The 18,293-nt window shown below is 63.7% G+C and carries 14 protein-coding genes and 1 pseudogene; 5 read left to right on the top strand and 10 right to left on the bottom strand.

What is annotated here, in order from left to right; all coding sequences use genetic code 11:
• Positions 1 to 26 precede the first annotated feature (26 nt).
• Positions 27 to 1,231: pseudogene (locus tag ACIBTM_RS45515) on the top strand (IS110 family transposase).
• Positions 1,232 to 1,716: 485 nt separating this feature from the next.
• The gene (locus ACIBTM_RS45510; RefSeq protein ID WP_395883328.1) at positions 1,717 to 2,937 is read left to right on the top strand and encodes a cytochrome P450; all 1,221 of its coding nucleotides are present in this window, start codon (positions 1,717 to 1,719) and stop codon (positions 2,935 to 2,937) included.
• A 94-nt stretch (positions 2,938 to 3,031) separates the two neighbouring features.
• Here the strand turns inward: ACIBTM_RS45510 and ACIBTM_RS45505 are convergent, their stop codons facing one another.
• The 6 genes from ACIBTM_RS45505 to hutH form a co-directional block, all read right to left on the bottom strand.
• Positions 3,032 to 3,739, bottom strand: a complete 708-nt coding sequence (locus ACIBTM_RS45505) for a response regulator (protein ID WP_395883327.1) — start codon at positions 3,737 to 3,739, stop codon at positions 3,032 to 3,034.
• A gap of 286 nt (positions 3,740 to 4,025) precedes the next feature.
• Positions 4,026 to 5,171 carry a DUF6545 domain-containing protein gene (locus ACIBTM_RS45500; RefSeq protein WP_395883326.1) on the bottom strand — a complete coding sequence of 382 codons (1,146 nt, stop codon included), beginning with the start codon at positions 5,169 to 5,171 and terminating at the stop codon, positions 4,026 to 4,028.
• Positions 5,164 to 5,718, bottom strand: a complete 555-nt coding sequence (locus ACIBTM_RS45495; RefSeq protein ID WP_395883325.1) for a hypothetical protein — start codon at positions 5,716 to 5,718, stop codon at positions 5,164 to 5,166. Before ACIBTM_RS45495 ends, ACIBTM_RS45500 begins: the two co-directional genes overlap by 8 nt.
• Before the next feature lie 24 nt (positions 5,719 to 5,742).
• Complete coding sequence (locus ACIBTM_RS45490; protein WP_395883324.1) at positions 5,743 to 6,477, bottom strand: helix-turn-helix domain-containing protein; 735 nt, start codon at positions 6,475 to 6,477, stop codon at positions 5,743 to 5,745.
• A gap of 594 nt (positions 6,478 to 7,071) precedes the next feature.
• Positions 7,072 to 8,085 carry an alcohol dehydrogenase catalytic domain-containing protein gene (locus ACIBTM_RS45485; protein ID WP_395883344.1) on the bottom strand — a complete coding sequence of 338 codons (1,014 nt, stop codon included), beginning with the start codon at positions 8,083 to 8,085 and terminating at the stop codon, positions 7,072 to 7,074.
• Positions 8,086 to 8,532: 447 nt separating this feature from the next.
• Positions 8,533 to 9,996 carry a histidine ammonia-lyase gene (gene hutH / locus ACIBTM_RS45480; protein ID WP_395883343.1) on the bottom strand — a complete coding sequence of 488 codons (1,464 nt, stop codon included), beginning with the start codon at positions 9,994 to 9,996 and terminating at the stop codon, positions 8,533 to 8,535.
• An 824-nt stretch (positions 9,997 to 10,820) separates the two neighbouring features.
• Between hutH and ACIBTM_RS45475 the strand changes: the two genes are divergently transcribed.
• Together ACIBTM_RS45475 and ACIBTM_RS45470 are read left to right on the top strand one after the other, a co-directional pair.
• On the top strand, positions 10,821 to 12,452 hold the full coding sequence (locus tag ACIBTM_RS45475; RefSeq protein ID WP_395883323.1) for a CocE/NonD family hydrolase: 1,632 nt from the start codon (positions 10,821 to 10,823) through the stop codon (positions 12,450 to 12,452).
• A 19-nt stretch (positions 12,453 to 12,471) separates the two neighbouring features.
• The gene (locus tag ACIBTM_RS45470) at positions 12,472 to 14,061 is read left to right on the top strand and encodes an MFS transporter (protein ID WP_395883322.1); all 1,590 of its coding nucleotides are present in this window, start codon (positions 12,472 to 12,474) and stop codon (positions 14,059 to 14,061) included.
• Here the strand turns inward: ACIBTM_RS45470 and ACIBTM_RS45465 are convergent.
• The 4 genes from ACIBTM_RS45465 to ACIBTM_RS45450 form a co-directional block, all read right to left on the bottom strand.
• On the bottom strand, positions 14,006 to 14,602 hold the full coding sequence (locus tag ACIBTM_RS45465) for a hypothetical protein (protein ID WP_395883321.1): 597 nt from the start codon (positions 14,600 to 14,602) through the stop codon (positions 14,006 to 14,008). The two genes, ACIBTM_RS45470 and ACIBTM_RS45465, sit on opposite strands and share 56 nt — an antisense overlap.
• A 100-nt stretch (positions 14,603 to 14,702) precedes the next feature.
• Complete coding sequence (locus ACIBTM_RS45460) at positions 14,703 to 15,788, bottom strand: Gfo/Idh/MocA family oxidoreductase (protein WP_395883320.1); 1,086 nt, start codon at positions 15,786 to 15,788, stop codon at positions 14,703 to 14,705.
• A gap of 99 nt (positions 15,789 to 15,887) precedes the next feature.
• The gene (locus tag ACIBTM_RS45455) at positions 15,888 to 16,403 is read right to left on the bottom strand and encodes a hypothetical protein (protein ID WP_395883319.1); all 516 of its coding nucleotides are present in this window, start codon (positions 16,401 to 16,403) and stop codon (positions 15,888 to 15,890) included.
• 2 nt (positions 16,404 to 16,405) lie between these two features.
• Entirely contained in the window at positions 16,406 to 16,894 is a 489-nt protein-coding gene (locus ACIBTM_RS45450; RefSeq protein WP_395883318.1) for an SsgA family sporulation/cell division regulator, read from the bottom strand.
• 167 nt (positions 16,895 to 17,061) lie between these two features.
• Here ACIBTM_RS45450 and ACIBTM_RS45445 point away from each other — a divergent pair, with 167 nt between their 5' ends.
• Positions 17,062 to 17,223, top strand: coding sequence for a hypothetical protein (locus tag ACIBTM_RS45445; protein WP_395883317.1), 162 nt, complete (start codon positions 17,062 to 17,064; stop codon positions 17,221 to 17,223).
• The last annotated feature ends 1,070 nt before the right edge of the window (positions 17,224 to 18,293 follow it).

Below are 18,293 nucleotides of genomic sequence, written 5' to 3'. Positions count from 1 at the left end.
GCACGACAAGACGGAAGATACCTTCGATGACCAGCGAATACGCCGTGTTCCTTGGCTTGGACGTCGGCAAGGGCGAACATCACGCGGTCGGCCTGGATCCGGTTGGAAAGCGGCTGCACGACGCGCCGTTGCCCAACACCGAGCCCAAGCTGCGGGCGATGTTCGACAAACTCGCCGCTCACGGTCGGGTTCTGGTGGTCGTGGATCAGCCGGCCACGATCGGCGCGCTGCCGGTCGCCGTCGCCCGCGCTTGCGGACATGACGTGGCCTATCTGCCCGGGCTGGCGATGCGCCGCATCGCCGATCTTTACCCGGGCAACGCCAAAACCGACGCCCGCGACGCCTACGTCATCGCCGACGCCGCCCGCACCCTGCCGCACACCATGCGCCAGCTCAACGTCGGCGACGAAGCCCTGGCCGAGCTGGATGTGCTCGTCGGGTTCGACGACGACCTGGCCGCCGAGGCGACCCGGGTCAGCAACCGCATCCGCGGCCTGCTCACCGGCATCCACCCCGCTCTCGAACGCGTTCTGGGGCCAAAGTCAGCCACCTCGCGGTGCTGGAAATCCTGTCCCGCTGCGGCGGCCCTATCGGGATCCGCAAGGCCGGGCGCCGGAAACTCGCGGCGATCGCGACCACACACGCCCCGCGCATGGGCGCGAAACTGGCCGAGGACATCCTCGCCGCACTGGACGAGCAAACCGTCACCGTCGCGGGAACCGCCGCCGCGGACAAGATCCTGCCCCGGCTCGCCGACAACTTGAAAACCGTGCTGCAGCAACGGAAAACCGTCGCCAGCGAGGTCGAGGAGATCCTTGATGCGCACCCTCTCGCCCAGGTCCTGACCTCGATGCCCGGCATCGGCGTCAGGACCGCCGCCCGCATCCTCCTCGAAATCGGCGACGCGTCGGGCTTCAAGTCCTCCGGCCACCTCGCCGCCTACGCCGGCATCGCCCCGGTCACACACCGCTCCGGAACCTCGATCAAAGGCGAACACCCCGCCAGAACCGGCAACCGCAGACTCAAACGCGCCTTCTTCCTCGCCGCCTTCGCAGCCCTGTCCGACCCCACCAGCCGGACCTACTACGACCGGAAGAGGGCCGAAGGCAAGAAACACAACGCCGCGCTGATCTGCCTCGCCCGACGACGCTGCGACGTCCTGTTCGCCATGCTCAGCAACCGCACCTACTACCAGCACCCCGAACCGACCATCGCCCCCGCTGCGGCTTGACAACAACATAGGGACACCCCGGGTCGCCCCCGCGCTCGCTGCGATCCACGTCCTGGCAACCCCATGAATCGCCACCATGGGCTGAGCGGAACTCATCCACTGGACCCGCGCCCGTGATCCGGCAGATCTTGACCGGCCGAGCCGAGGTTTTCGACAGATATTCATCAACCCGCACCGCGCACACTAAAGGGTGATCGGTTCGCCCGATCCCTTGCCCAACGGCCAGGTCGAGGCTTCGTCAGATGTATCGTTGGCATCGGATTGTGACTTGATGACGCGAGTACGGGACAATGAATTTTATGTTTCTGTCGGAGCGAGCGAAAGGCAGGACGGCAGGACGGTCGACCACTCTTTCGTAGTGGTCAAACGACAGACTGGCCGGGAGATCAGGATTGAACAGCCCGCCTGAGTATCGCTCTTGCCCGGGCGATGACCCGGAAGGCGTCCCACGCGTGGGCTATCCCGACCTCGGAGGAGGGACCATCATGAAGGCAAAGAACATGACAAACAGCCTCGACGCGATGATGCGGCTGATGGAACCGGAGAATCGGAAGAACCCCTTTCCCTTTCTGGCTTGGCTACGTGCCAACGCCCCCGTACACCGAACCCCGCGCGGTACATACCTGCTGAGCAGGCATTCCGACGTCGCAAGGGTCCTACGGGAAACCGGCACAGTATTCCGCAGTCCGGACCGCGAGCAAGTACGGCGCCGGAACCCCGAAGCGCTGCGCCACCCGTCGATGATGTTGTTCGCGGACAGTATCGCGGTCTCGAACCCGCCCGCGCACACCCGGCTCCGCGATGCGATCGGTCGCGAGTTCACCGCTCAGCGGGTAGCCGATCGACGCCTGCGGATCACGAACACCTGTGACCGGCTCATTGACCGCATCACGGAGCCACTTCGCGACGGTGAGGAAGTCGACCTCCACCGCGACCTGGCGGAGCCGTTGGCGATGGGAACGCAATCAGACTTGATCGGCATACCGGAAGCGGACCGCGCCTGGATGGCTTCATTGGTCGAAGGAGTCCTGAGCGCGTTCCCCGGTGCCCCGGCGGAGGTGGTCACCCAAGCCGACGAACTGACCGCCGTCCTGGAAGACTATTTCAGCGAACTGATCGAGCATCGGCGGCGGGAACCAGCGGACGATCTCATCTCTGCGCTGACCGGTCGCCACTCGAGGCTCGAGCCGCGCGAACTGTTTCCGCTGCTGTGGGCCCTGTGGTGTGCCGGCTTCAAGACCTCGTCCGCGGGAATCAGCAGCAGCTTACTGGCCCTGCTCGATCATCCGGACCAGCACCACTGGATCCAAGACCGTGTGGCCGCGTTCACCAACGAGGCCCTGCGGCACAGCCCGCCGACGATCATGGCGCCCTTCGTGCGGATCGCGACGCGCGATGTCGAATTCGAAGGCGGCACGGTGACCGAAGGAGCCGACGTCAGGCTGTTGATCGGCGCAGCGAACCGTGATCCGTCGGTCTTCCCCGCCCCGGACCTGTTCGACCCGTCCCGTGACACCACGGCTAGCCTCGCGTTCGGCGACGGCATTCACGCCTGCGTTGGCGCAGCGCTCGCCCGTCTGGAGATCGAGACCACGCTGCCACGTCTGCAGGCCAGGTTTCCCGGGCTCGTCAAGGCTGCGGAACCCACCTGGTCGCCTGGCGTCTTCCATTACCTGACGCGGACGTTACCAGTCGTACTACCTTGAGCTCCCTGTTCTGACAGCCATCAAGGAGAGGGGGTGAACCGGCTCTCGACGGTTCACCCCCTCTCCTTCTGGCCCAAGATGCGGATCCCTGAGCCTACGAAGCCACACCCAAGCCCGGCCGCGCCGGATCGGGGGTGGCATCTACCGGTCGTGACGGAAACAGCCCGGAGTCATGAGCGACGATGGCCGCTTGCACCCGGTTGGCGCAGCCGAGCTTCGTGAGCATATGACTTACGTGAGCCTTGACCGCCCCTTCGCTCACGAACAAAAGACGAGCGATCTCGGCATTGCCCAGTCCTTGAACCAGGTAGGCCAGAACCTCATGCTCCCGCGCGGTCAGCATCTCGATCCTGTTCTGCGCCAGCCGCGCCAGGTCGCGGTCGAACTGCAAGAACTTGTCGATCACGCATCGGGTGATCGACGGCGAGAGGATGGAATTCCCGGACGCGACCGAGGTAACGGCTTCAACCAGTTCCTGTGGTGCAACGTCCTTCTTCAGAAAACCCGAAGCGCCGGCACTGAACGACCGGTAGATGCACTCCTCGACGGCAATGGAGGTGAAGATGATCACCCGAGAGGACGGGGTTTCGCGTTGGACGATCCGTGTGGCACGAATACCGTCCAGGCCTGCGATCGGGACATCCATGACCACGACATCCGGGCGATGACGCCGCGTCAGCTCCACCACTCGCTGGCCATTTCCTGTCTCGGCAACGACCTCGATCCTCCCGGACGCCCGCAGGATGCTGCAAATACCAGCGCGAACCAGCTCTTCGTTGTCGGCAACCACAACCTTGATCATTTGACTCACTTCCCGCGAGGTCGCGTAGCCGATTTCGTCCAATACTCAAGGCCGGAGCCACAACCTGCTATTCGGCAAGCCGACAGTAGCCCATATGCCCGACAGGAGATACAACCACTCGACAAAAGCTTAGTTTTTCGGCCCAAAAATCAACCATTCAGATAGTCAAATGTTGCACAGCCCAGGCAACTTTGCCACGACGCCACATCTGAGAATACTGCACCAAACAGGTGCACCCTTGAAGTACTCGGCGAAATTCAATGCCAGCAACACGATCACGTGACAACTAGGTAAACCCTGTACTACCACCACGGGTCGATTCAATGCAACTACTACCACGTCGCGCGGCGCCGCCCCGCTTCATGCCTTCACTCTTCAACGAATAGGCGACTTTCACCAACCTGTCCCGTTCGTCAACGAAAGCGAACCTCATTTCCGCGGCCTCTTCTACCGCGGAGATCAGGCCACCTTGGTCTGACCCCTGCCTGTCTCCGTCGCGTAGCCGATGCAGCCAGTCATCGATCTCGATCACTCGCCAGAACAGTCTGGATCGGAGGCTGAATCGCTCTCGCCACGAGGAAAAGCCATGTACCATCTCCGGCGCCACCGGCCGCAGAGTGCGCCACAACTGGCGCAACCGTATGTAGTCGACGAGGTCTCCCTTGCCTTGGCGAACTCGCTTCCGCGCCACACTCAGCCATGGTCCCCATACCGCCCAGTTCATCCCGACGACCACGGGAACGGTTCCCAACCCGAACAGGATGAACCCGATAGCCGACAAGGCGCCGACGTCGATGCCGAACCACTGAGCGACGATGACGATCAGCGAACTTCCGGAAAATCCACCGAGCGAAACGACGTTCCCTGCCACCGTTGCCTGCACCCCTTTCCGCAACAGCACCTGATCAGGAACACTTTCCTGGATCCAACGCAACCAGCGACGAGAAAAGTGCAGCGTCACAACGAGGTAACCCGCGAAGTAGCTCGCCAGAGCCTGCGCGAGAGGGGAAGTCCGCGCAGAGGATTCCGCAAAATCCACCACCCCAACCTCGATGGCCGTTTTCGCCGGCACAAGATACACGAGCGCGACGAGAACGAAAAAGAAGTACACCGGGACGGCCATTTCAGCAAAACGACGCGTCCGCGCTCTTCCCCCTTGCACGAGCCGGACTACGCTTTGTGCGCATGTCGCCGCCACGGCGAGAAGGAGAAGCCCCAGAAGCACCGCGAGGCCGGGAACACCCGCGGCGCGATCGACCAGGTCGGCGACGGCCGGCGCGAACACCAGCAGGGCAGCGCCACGGGAGAGCAACATTCCGCAGACCCGTCGGAGCGTCGGGCGCTGTTCGGAAGGAACGCGGCGCAGCCTCAGCAGCTTGCCCGCGGCGACCAAGAAAAGGCAGATCGAAACGCTGATCAGGAGGCTACTCATCCCTGCCTCCCTCGACCGAGAATCCCAACGTGTACCCAAGCCGCACGGCCGCCTGGCCCCCCTCTTGACAGACCAACGACACTCGTTGCTGGTTCGCCCACTCGATCAGTTCCCTCGCGAGTGCCCCGGCCACCCTGTCTGCCTCGCACTCCTCGGCTTCCCTCATAACGGTCCGGGCGGCGAGAACCGTGAGCATCTCCGAAGGCAAATCGGGAAACATGCGATGTTTGCCTTCAGCGGTGTCCAACTGGGTGGGCTTGTGCCCGCACAACATGTGCGCGACCTCGTGCAACAGGATCAGAAGCCGGTGCATCCAGCTTCGGACCGTTGCCACGAGAACGACATTGACACCTTCCTCGGTCACCGCCCACAGCCCGCTCACTCCGGAGTCGCCAAGATCGTCGAATCGCAGAATGACCGGCTGCCGGGTTCGCTGGGACATCACCTCACACAGCCGAATACAGACAGCCTCAGTCGTCGCGGACTTGTCCAGGTCGAGATCACGGATCAGTTCGGCGCTTAGCTCACGAACGCGTTTCTCCTGCATCCCGGCACCCTCTTGATACGATCATTATGTCCGATGGCCACCCGGCTCAGCTGCTCCTGACCGCAGCGCCTGCTCAACGGCTTCGTCCGAACTGACCTCCGGGCGCAGCGCGCGGGCAAGCGCCACCAAAACCTTTCGGCGAACTTCGAGCGATGGCAATTCCTCGGCCGCTCGCATGATCACCTGGTTGACGCCCAGGTTTTCCATCACCCGGTGAGTTTCGAGTTGGGCATCGATCCGCGCCGCGAGCACGACATCGAAGAAGTACGCAGCCGGAGCGCCGAAATGCCGCGCCAGACCAAGAATGTGCTTCAGCCTCGGCTTCTCGCTCGTACCAGCGAGCAGTTCACGGATGTAACTCGCCGATATTGCCCCGTACCGACCGTCTCGACCGATAGCCAAAGCGACCTCCTCCGGAGTGTACGGACCCCGACCGGAAGGATGCACTGTTGCGAAGAGGTGCCTGAGGCCGTCCCGACGCCATTGAGCAGGCTCACCGGGCAGGCGGTCGCAGCGACCGCCAAGGAAATAAGCCGGGTGCACTCCCAGTGCCGCGGCCAGGTCCTCGATGGTCCGGCTCGTGGGATTGTCTTTGTCACCCTTCCTCAACTGGGAAATGTAGGTGTGGGTGATTTCCCCACCGTTCGCGCGAACGAGCGCTGCCAGTTCGACATTTGTGTACCGGCCCTCACGGTTGACCGGCCGGTGACACAACCCGTCCAGGAGGCTGGAAATACTCGCTGACTCACTGTCCGTCACGAGCACCCTCCTAACGACCATAACTTCCACTCACGTGTCGTATCAATGGTTGACCACTGTAATGGCCTGACGTCACGGATTCCACCAAGGCCCCTGACCTTCACTCGTTCAGCGTTGCGCCACGAGATCAAACCCACTGAGAGTTGACCCGATTGCAGCCCTCTGCAAGCTCGAAAATTTCCCCTACCAGGCAAAAGAGCCGCCCGGGGAGGTTTCACGTCTCAGAACGACCACCCGATTGCGTCACCCTATTGGACGCGTCGGCTACACCGGGTGCATCAGAAGTTCACTTCGCGTTTCCAGTGGAACTTGCCGGTCGTACCGTCCAGTACCGGCGCGTTCGCGAGGGCGAAGACGAAGATCCAGGTAATTACCCGCCCACCTCTCCTCGAGACTCAGTTTCACTACAAACATGCACATGCATCTCCGGTTTTCGCATCGAATCGGCGCCACCGCACGATAATCGGATGAGCAGCACCATTTTGACCGTTCGAAGCATCCAGTCTGGACCACACCGCGACACGCGCAGGTATCCCCCGCCATTGCGTCACGCTGAGTAATCAGCAGGAGTATGCGGAAGGCCCATTCCACCACTCACAACGTGATCAGGACTTTGGTGGCGCGGCGTTCCGCCATCGCCTGGTACCCGCCACCGATACCGGAAAGCCTGACGGTATGGTCGAAAACCGGACTCGGATCCAGACGTCCCGCCACGACTTCCTCCGATAAGGTCGGCAAATACGCACGCGCGGGCGCGAGCCCACTGGTGATAGTGATATTTCGCAGGAAGCAAGCCATCGAATCGACAACGCCGTACGGCCCGCCGACCCTGCTGATGGCTCCGCCGTCCGCGCACGCCGCCATCGCGGTGTCCAGCGCATCCTGCGCACCGACCGCCTCGACCACCAGATCGACGCCGGCTCCACCGGTGGCCTCGACCACCTGGGCATGTCCTTCCGCGCCACGGGCACTGACGATGTCGGTGGCACCGAACCGCTGCCCCACACCCAGCCGGTCCTGGTGGTGCCCGATCAGGAACACCCGCTCGGAGCCTGCCCGCTGTGCGGCCAGCACCGCGCACAGTCCCACTGGGCCGTCGCCGACGACAGCGACTGTCTCCGGCGTGGGCCTTCCAGTCGCGTGGATGGCGTGATGCCCGGTAGCCATCACATCCGAAAGCGCCAGCATCGCCGGAATCCGCTCATCGGACTCATCCAGCGGAACCGGCACCAAAGTGCCATCGGCGAACGGCACACACACCCCCTCCGCGTGCGCACCACCTGCCGCGATACCCCACATCCCACCCCGAACACAGGAACTCTGCAAACCACGCACACACTGGGCACAGTCTCCATCGGAAAACCGGAACGGTGCCACAACCAGTTGCCCGGGACGCACAGTGTGGACGTCCGCACCGACATGAGCGACGACCCCCACGAACTCATGCCCGCACCGCGGCCCTGGAATCGGGCCGGGTCTGCCCGCATAACACCGTAGATCGGTCCCGCAGATCCCGGCGGCCACTACTCGCACAACGGCATCCGAGGGATGCTCGATCCTGGGGTCGGGAACTTGCTCCACCGTCAGCCGCCCAGGTACACGCAACATCGCTGCCCTCATCGTTCTCTCCTAGGTTTGATCTTGGATGGGACTCGTGTCGAGGCAGACGGCACGTCCAAGGTCGGATTCCGTCGCGTGTCGTCCACCTGCCGACGGGCTTGAATCTCAGCGATGGCCTCCAGCCTTGTCCGTCACGGCGTCGTCGCGAGCGACTAGGACCTGCCAGGCTGTCCTTTCGGCGAAGATGGCCTCGGCGATCGTCGTGACCCCGCCGATGCGCTCCTCGATGTGGGGCTGAAACCGGTTGAGCGTGTCCTGGTCGTATCGGACGTGCGGTGGACAAGTCGTCAAATCCTCCACGATCAACCGAGCGCGCTGCTGGAACAGCGCCAGGAAGCGGTCCGAGGCAGTCCAGGAATTGCACTTCCGGTATCGACAGCCTCAGCCTGGTGAGGCCGGAATCCCAGACCGGCCACACCTGCGCCTCGGCCGTCATCACTCCAGCTCCGTCGCGACGAAAGAGTCGAGCACGACCGCGGCCACGCGGATGTCCTCGTCCAGCGCGCGGTCGTGCTCGATCGGAGGAATCCGCTCGGCGAGCGCGGCGATCAGGTCGGCGCATCGGGGAGCTACGGGTTTGCGCAACCCGACGTATGCCGCCTGGCGCAGGGCCACACCGAGGCAACCGTGCAGCAGTCGCAACGTCCGAGCCTGTTCGAAGGCCGTGAGAGCACCCTGTGTACCGAAGGGGACGATGTCCTGGTTGTGCAGGTTGGTCGGCACGCTTTGCATGGCCGCCGGTGTGCATGCGCGCCGCATCGCGACCACCATCGACGTGGCGAGCAGTTGCACCCCTTGCACTGCGTGGTTGTGACCGGGGTCTACCGCGAGCATGGGTGGACGACCGCCGTTGCGGTGCGGGTCGACCAGGAGGGCGATCTGCCGTTCCGCGAGGTTCCCCAGCTGTGTCGCGACGATGGACAGCAGATCGGCGCCGAACGCGGCGGGCTGCCCGAAGAAGTTACCGCCGTGCGCCACCAGGTTCTCGTCGGGGAAGAACAGCGGGTTGTCACTGACGCCGCTCAGGTCGTGCATCACGACTTCGGAAGACCAGCGGATCGCCGACCGCGCCGATCCCAGCAGCTGTGGGGTACAGCGAACGCTGTACGGCTCCTGCAGCGGCCGATCGGTCGAGGGAACACTGCCCGCCAGCCACGAGGACAGCTCTTTCCCGACATCAGCCACATCCGGATGCCCGAACGCCGCGAGCAGAGACGACGCAAGGAACGCGGGAGCCGCACCGAGCAGATCGGCGAGGAGTGCGGTCAGCCCGAGCGCGACGACATGTGACGTCCGCACCGAGGCAGCGGCCAGGCCGGCGGCAGCCGCCGTCACCGAGGTGCCGTTGACCAGCGCCAGCGCGTCACGACCGGCCAAAACGAGCGGTGCAAGACCCGCACGAACCAGCGCCTCACCAGCAGGCAACCGGACACCATCGACATACGCGTGCCCATATCCGCGCAAGCTCCGCACGATATGCGCCAGCGGTACGAGATCCCCACTCGCCCCGACCGAACCGAACGTCGGCACCGCCGGCGTGAACGAAGTCGAGAGCATCTTCGCCAGCGCCTCGATCACACTCACCGAGACCCCGGAAAGCCCCCGCGACAACGACCACATGCGCACCAGCACCGCGGCCCGCACTACCTCGCAGGGCAGATCCGGCCCTTGACCCACCGTAAGGTGTTGCAAAATGTTTTCACACTGCTCCTCGGCCGTGTCTCGTCCCTCGAAGACCACCAAGGGGCCGAAGCCGGTTGTGGAACCGTAGATCGGCCGACCATCACGCAGACTCGCTTCGACGAAAGCGCGACCGCGCTCGACAGCCTCGAAAGCCCTATCCGACAGGACCACGCCGATCGGCTCTGCCGCCAGTACCAAGTCGTCCAGGCGCGGCATGCATCCGGACTCGAGCAACAGGGCGGAGGCGGTGCTGGTCATGGCTCTCCAATGTGGTGCCCTGGGTGTGTTTCTTGTCCATCCTTCGGGACGACGACTGATTCTCCATCGGGCGACCGATCCGCTCGATGAGCAGGCAGCCATGTTTGACGCCGGGTCGGCTAGCCGTTCGTCCATAGTGGTCTGTCATTCCTTGCGCCGATCGGCATCGACGCCGACCCTCAGGCGACGCACAATGTGTTCAGTGGCACGAAAGGCCAGCACGACACGACAGCAGACGTATCCCATCGGCTACTTTTCGCTACTCCGAAGAAGTTTTGTGACAACACTACAATAACGGCGACGACCAGAAGGGACGGTCGCCGCGACGGTGCCCCCAGCGGGCTGTTCCTCGGCTGCATCTCGTGCGTACGAGACGCAGCCGACCTCGATGTCGACGACAGCGTCTATGCGAACTCCCCTGGGTGGATAACCCCGCCCAAGGACAAATTTCATGACAGGTACCGAAACGGGAAATCTGTCCGACGAACTGAACGAGATGATCCTCATTGAGATCGCTGACTTCGTGTAGGAACTACTTCGCCCCCGAGAAGTTGGATGTCAGCCAACGCGTCGTCGGCCATCTGGCCTTCGGTCACGGCACCCACCGCTGCGTCGGCGCGCTTGGCCACGACGGTCGCCATTGTCGGTCTGAACGCCCTGTTCAACCGGTACCAGCGGTACGCCCTTGCTAACGGCCGAACACGTTCATCCGCCGGGTACGTGGCTTGGGCGGTCCTGATCTCCTGCGGTGCCGTGAACACGCGACGACAAGGAGCCAGACCGTGAAACTGGGCAGTCACCTCCTGCAGCGCATGCTGGCACTGCCGCCACCGGCAACGCGGGACCTTGTCGTCCAACGGGATCTTCGGGTGCCGATGGCGGATGGGGTCGAACTGCTGGCGGATCGGTGGCGGCCGCGGCATGGCGGAGCGGGACTACCGACCGCCCTGCTCCGCAGTCCGTACGGTCGAAAGGGGCCACTTGGCACGATGTTGGCCAGGCCGTTGGCGGAGCGCGGATACCAGGTACTGCTCCAGAGCACTCGTGGTGGGTTCGGCTCCGGCGGGGTCTTCGACCCCCTGTGTCAGGAGCGCGAGGACGGAATGGCCACGTTGGCGTGGGTGGTGGAACAGCCCTGGTTCGGCGACTCCATCGTGCTGGTCGGCGCCAGCTACCTCGGATACACGCAATGGGCGGTGGCCGACAGTCTGCCACCACAGGTCAAAGCGATGATCCCGCAAGCGACCGAATCCGCGTTGACCCTGGAGTTCCTGCGTGAGGATGGGATGTCGCTGGAAACGCCGTTCGGATGGGGCGTCCAGATCGCAGTCCAGGAACGCCGTTGGATGATGTTCCGGCAACGAGCCCAGGCGAGGCGAACAACCCGTGCACTCTCGACACTTCCGCTCAACCGGGCCGACCTCGTCGCCACCGGCCATCGCTCGGACTATCTCCAAGACATCCTCGACCACGATGCCCATCATCCGCGCTGGACCGACGCCGACCATCGGAAGCGAGTCGCCGACGTGACCGTGCCGGTCAGCTCGATCGGTGGCTGGTACGACATATTCTTACCCGGTCAGCTCCGCGACTTCCTTACCCTGCAATCCGCAGGCCGACCCGCGCGGCTGACGATAGGGCCGTGGACGCACGCGGCCCGCGCCGACATGCCGGCCAGAACCAGTATCGCCGTCCGCGAAGCCGTCGACTTCGGACTCGCCCATGCCAGGGATGAGCAACCGCAAGAACAACGCGCGCCGGTACGGCTGTTCGTCATGGGCAGGGAAACCTGGCAGGATTTCAGTTCATGGCCACCGCCCGGCCATCTCGCGCAACGGTTCCATCTTCAGGCCGATGGAGGCCTTTCTCGCCGGACACCGTACCAATCCGCGCCGGACAGGTACCACTACGACCCTGCCGATCCGACACCTGCCGTCGGCGGGGTCCGGATGACAGCCGACAGCGGCAGGGTCGACAACACCGCGTTGGAGACCCGGCCAGACGTGCTCACCTACACCACGGCCGCCCTTGACTACGACGTCGAGGTCATCGGCGAGGTAAACGCCGAGATCTGGTTTCGCTCCAGTCTTTCCCACGCCGACGTCTTCGTCCGGGTTTGCGACGTCAACCCCGATGGCCGTTCGTACAACGTTTGCGACGGGCTAACCGGCTTGTCCGAAGCGCGGGAACTTTCCTGCGCAAAGGTGCGGCTGTGGCCTACCGCCTACCTGTTCGAACGCGGCCATCGAATTCGCGTCCAGGTCTCCAGCGGCGCTTTTCCCCGCTACGCCCGCAACCCCGGAACCGGGGCGCCCTGCGCCACGGCCACTACGCTCCGCGCAGCCGACCAGGCGGTCTACCACGACCCCGCACACCCCTCGGCTGTGATCCTGCCTGTCCGGCAGCCTCGCTGACCGGGAGGAGGCTGCGATCATGCGAACCGCCGGAAAATGGTGGGTGCTGACCGGTGTGGGCGTCGCCAGCTTCCTCGCTTGTGTCGACCTCACCATCGTCAACACGGCCACACCGGCGATCGGCCGCGATCTCGACGCAAGCGTGCTCCAGACACAACTCGTCGTCAATGTCTTCTTCGTAGCCGCGGCGATCTCAGTGCTACCGATAGGCAGAATTTGTGACTTCTTCGGCAGGCGCCGCACTCTCTGTTCCGGGATCATCCTGTTCGGACTGTTCTCACTCGGCGCAGGATACGCACCGGACATACACTTTCTGATCGCCTGCAGATTCTTCCAAGGCATCGGCTGTGCGGTGATCTGCGTCTGCTCCAGCACCATCGTGCTCAGCGCCTTTCCCGAGGGGCTGCGGGGGAAGGCGATGGGCGCACTGTTCGCGATCAACAGCATCGGCCAAGCGATGGGGCCGCTTCTCGGCGGGCTGCTCGTCAGCGCACTGAGCTGGCGCTGGATCTTCTTGGCCGGCGTTCCGTTGGCGTGCCTCGCCTTGGCGATCTGTCTTTTCCAACCAGGATCGTCATACGACGGAAACAAGCATGGCATTCTCGGCTGGCCGAGCATCGGGTTGTTCATACCGGGGTCGGCAGGACTCATTCTCGGATTCGGTCTTGCCGATACCTTCGGTTGGGGTTCGTGGCAGGCACTCGGCGTGATCACCTTGGGTGCACTGAGCGTGACCGGTTTTCTGGTGGTCGATCGGCGGTCCGAACATCCGCTCGTTCCTTACCGGCTGTTTGTCGACCGGAACTTCCTCAAGGCCGTCGGCACGGAGTTCTCCGCGGGGATGTTCATCACCACGACGTTGTTCCTGGTTCCTCTGTACTTGAGCATCGCGCATCACCTCGATGACTTTCTCATCGGCCTTCTGGTACTACCGATCACCGTGAGTGTCGCAATGTGCTCGCTGGTGGTCGGCAGGTTGACAGACCGTGTGGGCCCCCAAAACGTCCTCATGACGGGTCTTGCTTTGTTCGCCCTGTCAGCCCTACTCCAGTCCCTGTTCCGCGACGCCGGCATCGGACAGGTGGTAATCCTGGCCGCGCTGATGGGCGCGGGCTGGGCCTGTCTGCTCGGCCCCTCAGCGATCATCGCGGTGTCAGCGGTTTCGCAGGACCGATCCGGTGTGGCCATCGGCACCACCTGGACTTTCCACACCATGGGCGGCTCAATCGGTCTCGAGGCGAGCATGGTCCTGTTGCAGGAAGTCTCCAACAGGCACCTGGAAGAGGGCCTGCACGCGCGCGGAGTAGCGCCAGGCCCTTGGACCACCCTCGTCGTGAACACACCACAGAGCGGAGAAGAGCTGCTCGAACGTTACGGAGGTCTCGGCCGTCCGGAGGCCGCCGAACTCCTGAAGTCTTCCATTACCGCCGGGCACCAAGCCGTGATGCTGTTCCTGGCGGGCGCCTCCCTCGCCACGTTCCTGACCATCATGGCCTTGAGCCGGACCCGCTCACGCCGCCCCAGGGGAAGGACGCCGCTCCGGCCGCTCCCCCTCACCGCTCTTCGGGTCCCGGTGTCCCTTCGCGGGAAATCAGCCCCGCCTCGATGAGCGGGGCTAGCAACATTTCCGTGGGATGCCAGAACTTTCCCGCTGCGCTGGTGATCTTGAGCTCGCGGATGCCGCCTTGCGGCGCGGGCCAGATCTGAAGAAGACATTCGCACAGAGTATCGTCATTCGAGCCACCTGAGCGCGATCCGCGGGTCATCTCCCGCATATGATAGCGAAGACGGTAAGTGCCGGCCCTTTTCGGAAGTGTGGGCAATTCGCGAATCAGCCGCTCAGACGGACTGAAAATACTGAGCTCGCCTCGGGTTGATTCGTAGCTGACCTCGACAATGTCCTCGTAGTCGTCGCGAACTTCTTCAGGCGCTTCACGGCGAATCTCGACGGTCAGGTCGACGGCCTCGACCCGCGCACCGGTCCTGCACCTGATCCTGCCCGGCGTCACGTACAGCAAGCCGTCTTCCCGCGAAGAATTGAACGGCACCGGACTACTGAAAGGCTCGCGGAGATGAAACTGAGCGAACTGGATCTCGAACCGCTTCTTGTAATGCCATGGTGAATGGTGCATGGTTTCCGATGCGCACATTTAGGTTACGCTAGGTGATCGAATGTGAACCTGCAATGCCACATAGTGACGCAGGGGATTTCGTGCGGAGTTTCTGCCCTTCGTACTCTTCGGCTCCCCGTCATGGCGCGGTTCGTTCCACCGCTTCGACGAGATCGGCGACCGGCACCACAGGCGGAGCCTCGGGCCTGATGTGGTCCGGAATACCAAGCCGGGCGGTCAGTTCCGTCCAGGCGTCCGCGATGCCCTGCGTCCACTGTCCGCTTCGGATACGTCCAGCCGGGTCGGCGATCTCGGCGCGCACGCGGTGCAGCGCGGTGACCAGCGCGTCCGGCCAAAGTCGAGCGAACACGTCGCGGTGGCTGCCCGGTTCCGGCCCCAGCAGTATCGTGCTCGGCGCTGTGAGCCGCTCGGCGCCCGGTCCTGCCAGCACCATACGCCCGATCGAGTCCCGGTCGGCATGCAATCGAGGATTCCACAGCACCGGCCCGTGGGTGTCAGCGAGCGCCAGCACCCCGGCATCGCATCCGACGGCTATGCGATGCAGCAGGAAAGCATGGCTGTCCGAGTCTTCAGGATCCAGTTGATTTTGGATGCGCAGAGTAACCGGCACCCCTCCTATCACGGCGTGCAGCGAGCGGAAAGGCTGCTGTCCGGAGGCGTCGGCGGGAAGTGCCTCAAATGAGTACGGGCGCACCGATCCCGCGGCCCTGGCGAGGGTATCGATCAGCGGATAAGCGACACTCGCACTGCACGCCGCGTCGATGAACCGCAACCGCTGAGTACGCCGGAGCACTTCCACGGCAGCGAGAAACCGCCGGACCGGCGCGACGTCGAGATAGCGGGTATTGACCGCGTACACCGCCCGGCTCTTACGAGCCATGCGCAGGTTCCTCGCGACCTCGTTCCCGTGCACCGGGTGCTCTTGCAGCACATGGATTCCACGCCGGAGGAACGCGCGCGCCAGCTCCGATCGGACGCCGCCGGCGAAATCCGCCCGGACGACGACACAGGCGATGTCGACGTCAGGCGCGAGGTCGGCATCGGGGTACAACGGCACCTGGTACCGGCGGGAAAGGTCATGCGAGAAATCGGTGCCGGTAGCGACGATTCCCGCCAGCCTGAAGGAATCCTGCGCCGACAGCACCGCATCGAGGTGAATGGGGTTTATGGCATCACCTGCCACGACCACTTTCACCGGCTTCATGTCGTCGCTCCGTTCAGAGTGGGACAACCATCCTGGCGACTCTGACGGGCGTCGTCCGCCTTCGTTCGCACAGCCCGATGCTCAGGCGCGGCAACCTGATCACGCGGCGGAATGCCAGAGGTTCCCCAGGGAAGAGGTGATCTTCAGCGCGGCCGAGGGTGCCACTTCCGCCGCCCATATCTGCAGCAGGTACTCCCCTACCCTGTTGGGCGCCTGGTTCCGGAGGTGATACCGCAGCCGATAGGACGCCGGACCGGCCGGGAGCGCGGGCAACTCGTGGACCAGCCTATTGCGGCAGTCGACGACGCTCAGATGACCGCGCGGTGACTGGTAGCTCTCCTCGATGACATCGTCGCAGTCGTCAAGTGCGCCCTCGGGTGATTCGACGAAGATCTCGACCGAAACGCTGGCGACCGACACGCTCGCATCGGTCACCCGGCTGCCGGTCAGGCAGCGAATACGGCCGGGCCGGATCTTCAGCAGACCACCCTGCCACGGCTCGATGTCTTCGACGTTCCTGACACCCGGCTCGACGAGCTGAAAGTAGGGCGACCTGGCCTCGATCAGGACCCGGTGCCGACAGGACGTCGAACCTATTTCGTTGTACCCGTTCACGATTACTCTCCTCTGGTCAGCTCGACGAGAGATGGTCCAAGCCGAGGTCGAGGAAACAAGTGTTCGTCGCCGCGTGGGACGATGTCATAGGAGCCCGCGAGGAAATCCTCAAGTTCCTCCGTGGCGGCCTGGAACAAGGCGTGGCCGCCCGGTGCTTTCAGCTCGACAAGCGTGATGTCGCCACCGCAGGGCGACGGCCACACCCGAACGTCACCTTCGCCCGCGTCGGCGACCAGGCCGGCAGCGAGAAGCTGGCGCGCGAAGACCCAAGGGCTCCCTTCGTGACCGAAGGAAAACTCGACCGCGTGTGGGTCTCGCGTGGTGAAGCCGAGTACCACTCTCACCGGAACGGTCGACTCGTAGTTGGTCACGAGACCGAAGACAGCGTTGCGAAAATGCGCAGCAACGCCCGGTGTCGCGTCGGCGACCACGGGCACATCCAGGTCATCATCCATGTCCCTAATCACTCTCTGGTGATCTTTCTTCGGCACCGGACGAATCTGTGTGGGCCGGCACCAACCACAAGTAGCAACCAGACCGACACGGAGACCAGCGACAGCGCGCGACTTGAGCACGATGCGGTCCCGAACTGCCCTTTCGACCACACCGCGTCCCGCTACATCTCAGCGCAGTTCACGGCGCTGGATAACTACATGTGGTGGCTCGCTACCGGTGGCCCTGCCGCACACATCCCAACAAGCCGAAGAAGCGGATCGTGCACCGCTACTTCGGCCGGTTCACCTCCTGGACCGCCATTGTCCGGCACCAGCCGGTCACGAGCTCGGCATCGCCCGACGATCCGAACCTCGCCGATTACTGAGCCGCGCGGCGACGCAAGGTGCCACCTACCTTGGACAGCTACAACCTCCACCTGCTCAGCCTTGACCAACCGCCGCAGCCTCTCCCCGAGGCGGGGAACGCTGGTGGCTGAGGCGTCGTCAAACGAGCAATCGCAGGGGGAGCACCTGACTCACCACGGGCGAGGTGGCCTGCTGGACAGGTTATTGAGCCGAAAGTCAAACGTGTCGTGGTGAGACCGCGAGCAAGGAGACCTTCGGCGCGAGGCACGGGCACCGACGGCGCCCTGCCGCACCTTGAGTGTCCACACAGGACCATTGCTCGCGCCCGATTGCCCGTTTGATGCTCGCATGACCGGTTTTCCGTGGGGTCGTGAGTGGCAAGTGTCGTTAGAACCCCACTTGCCACTCACGACCTCCGCGAGAAGATACGCAAAGTTCCCAAATCGGTCCCTTCAAGTCGAGGAAGTGTCCTTTGTGGATGCTCAGGACCGCGCTGCCCTCTTCGGCAAGCTCGCTCCTGCCGCCCAGACCATCACGCCACCTTTGCCTTACCCCTCAATAAAACTCAAGCTAGTCCACGCCTTCTGCAACCGCGTTCGCGAACGAAGTCCTCCGGCACAACCCGTCCACGATCCTCACGCCGTTCGTCCGCATCCGACCCGCGACGTCGAGTTCGAAGGCGGCACCGTCACCGGGGGTTCGGACGTCCGGCTGCTCTTGGGTGCCGCGAACCGCGGTCCGGCGGCCTTCCCGGACCCGGCACGGTTCGGCTCCATGCCAGGTTCGCCACCCCTCCGGGGGCAGCTGAGACGACGTGGGCGCCCGGGGTCGTCCACCACATGGCGCGGACGCTGCCGGTCGTGCTCGCATAACGCCCCTGCGACCAACCCGCTGCGAAGGGCGACGTCGCGACTTTCGTCCACCACGACGCCCCACCGCCATGAACTTTTGCTCCTTACTTCATCCCCGAGCGGAGTCTGGTCGACGGGAATTGCCAAAGATCGATTTCGGACATTCCCGTCACTTATGGAGATCGACAGCATGGGCACAGGCGCGGACGATCCAGGCCACTTGACCGCTTTTGGGCAGC

This window comes from Amycolatopsis sp. NPDC049868 (assembly GCF_044461365.1).
Classification (GTDB): Bacteria; Actinomycetota; Actinomycetes; order Mycobacteriales; family Pseudonocardiaceae; genus Amycolatopsis.
This window is presented reverse-complemented; position numbering and strand designations above follow the sequence as displayed.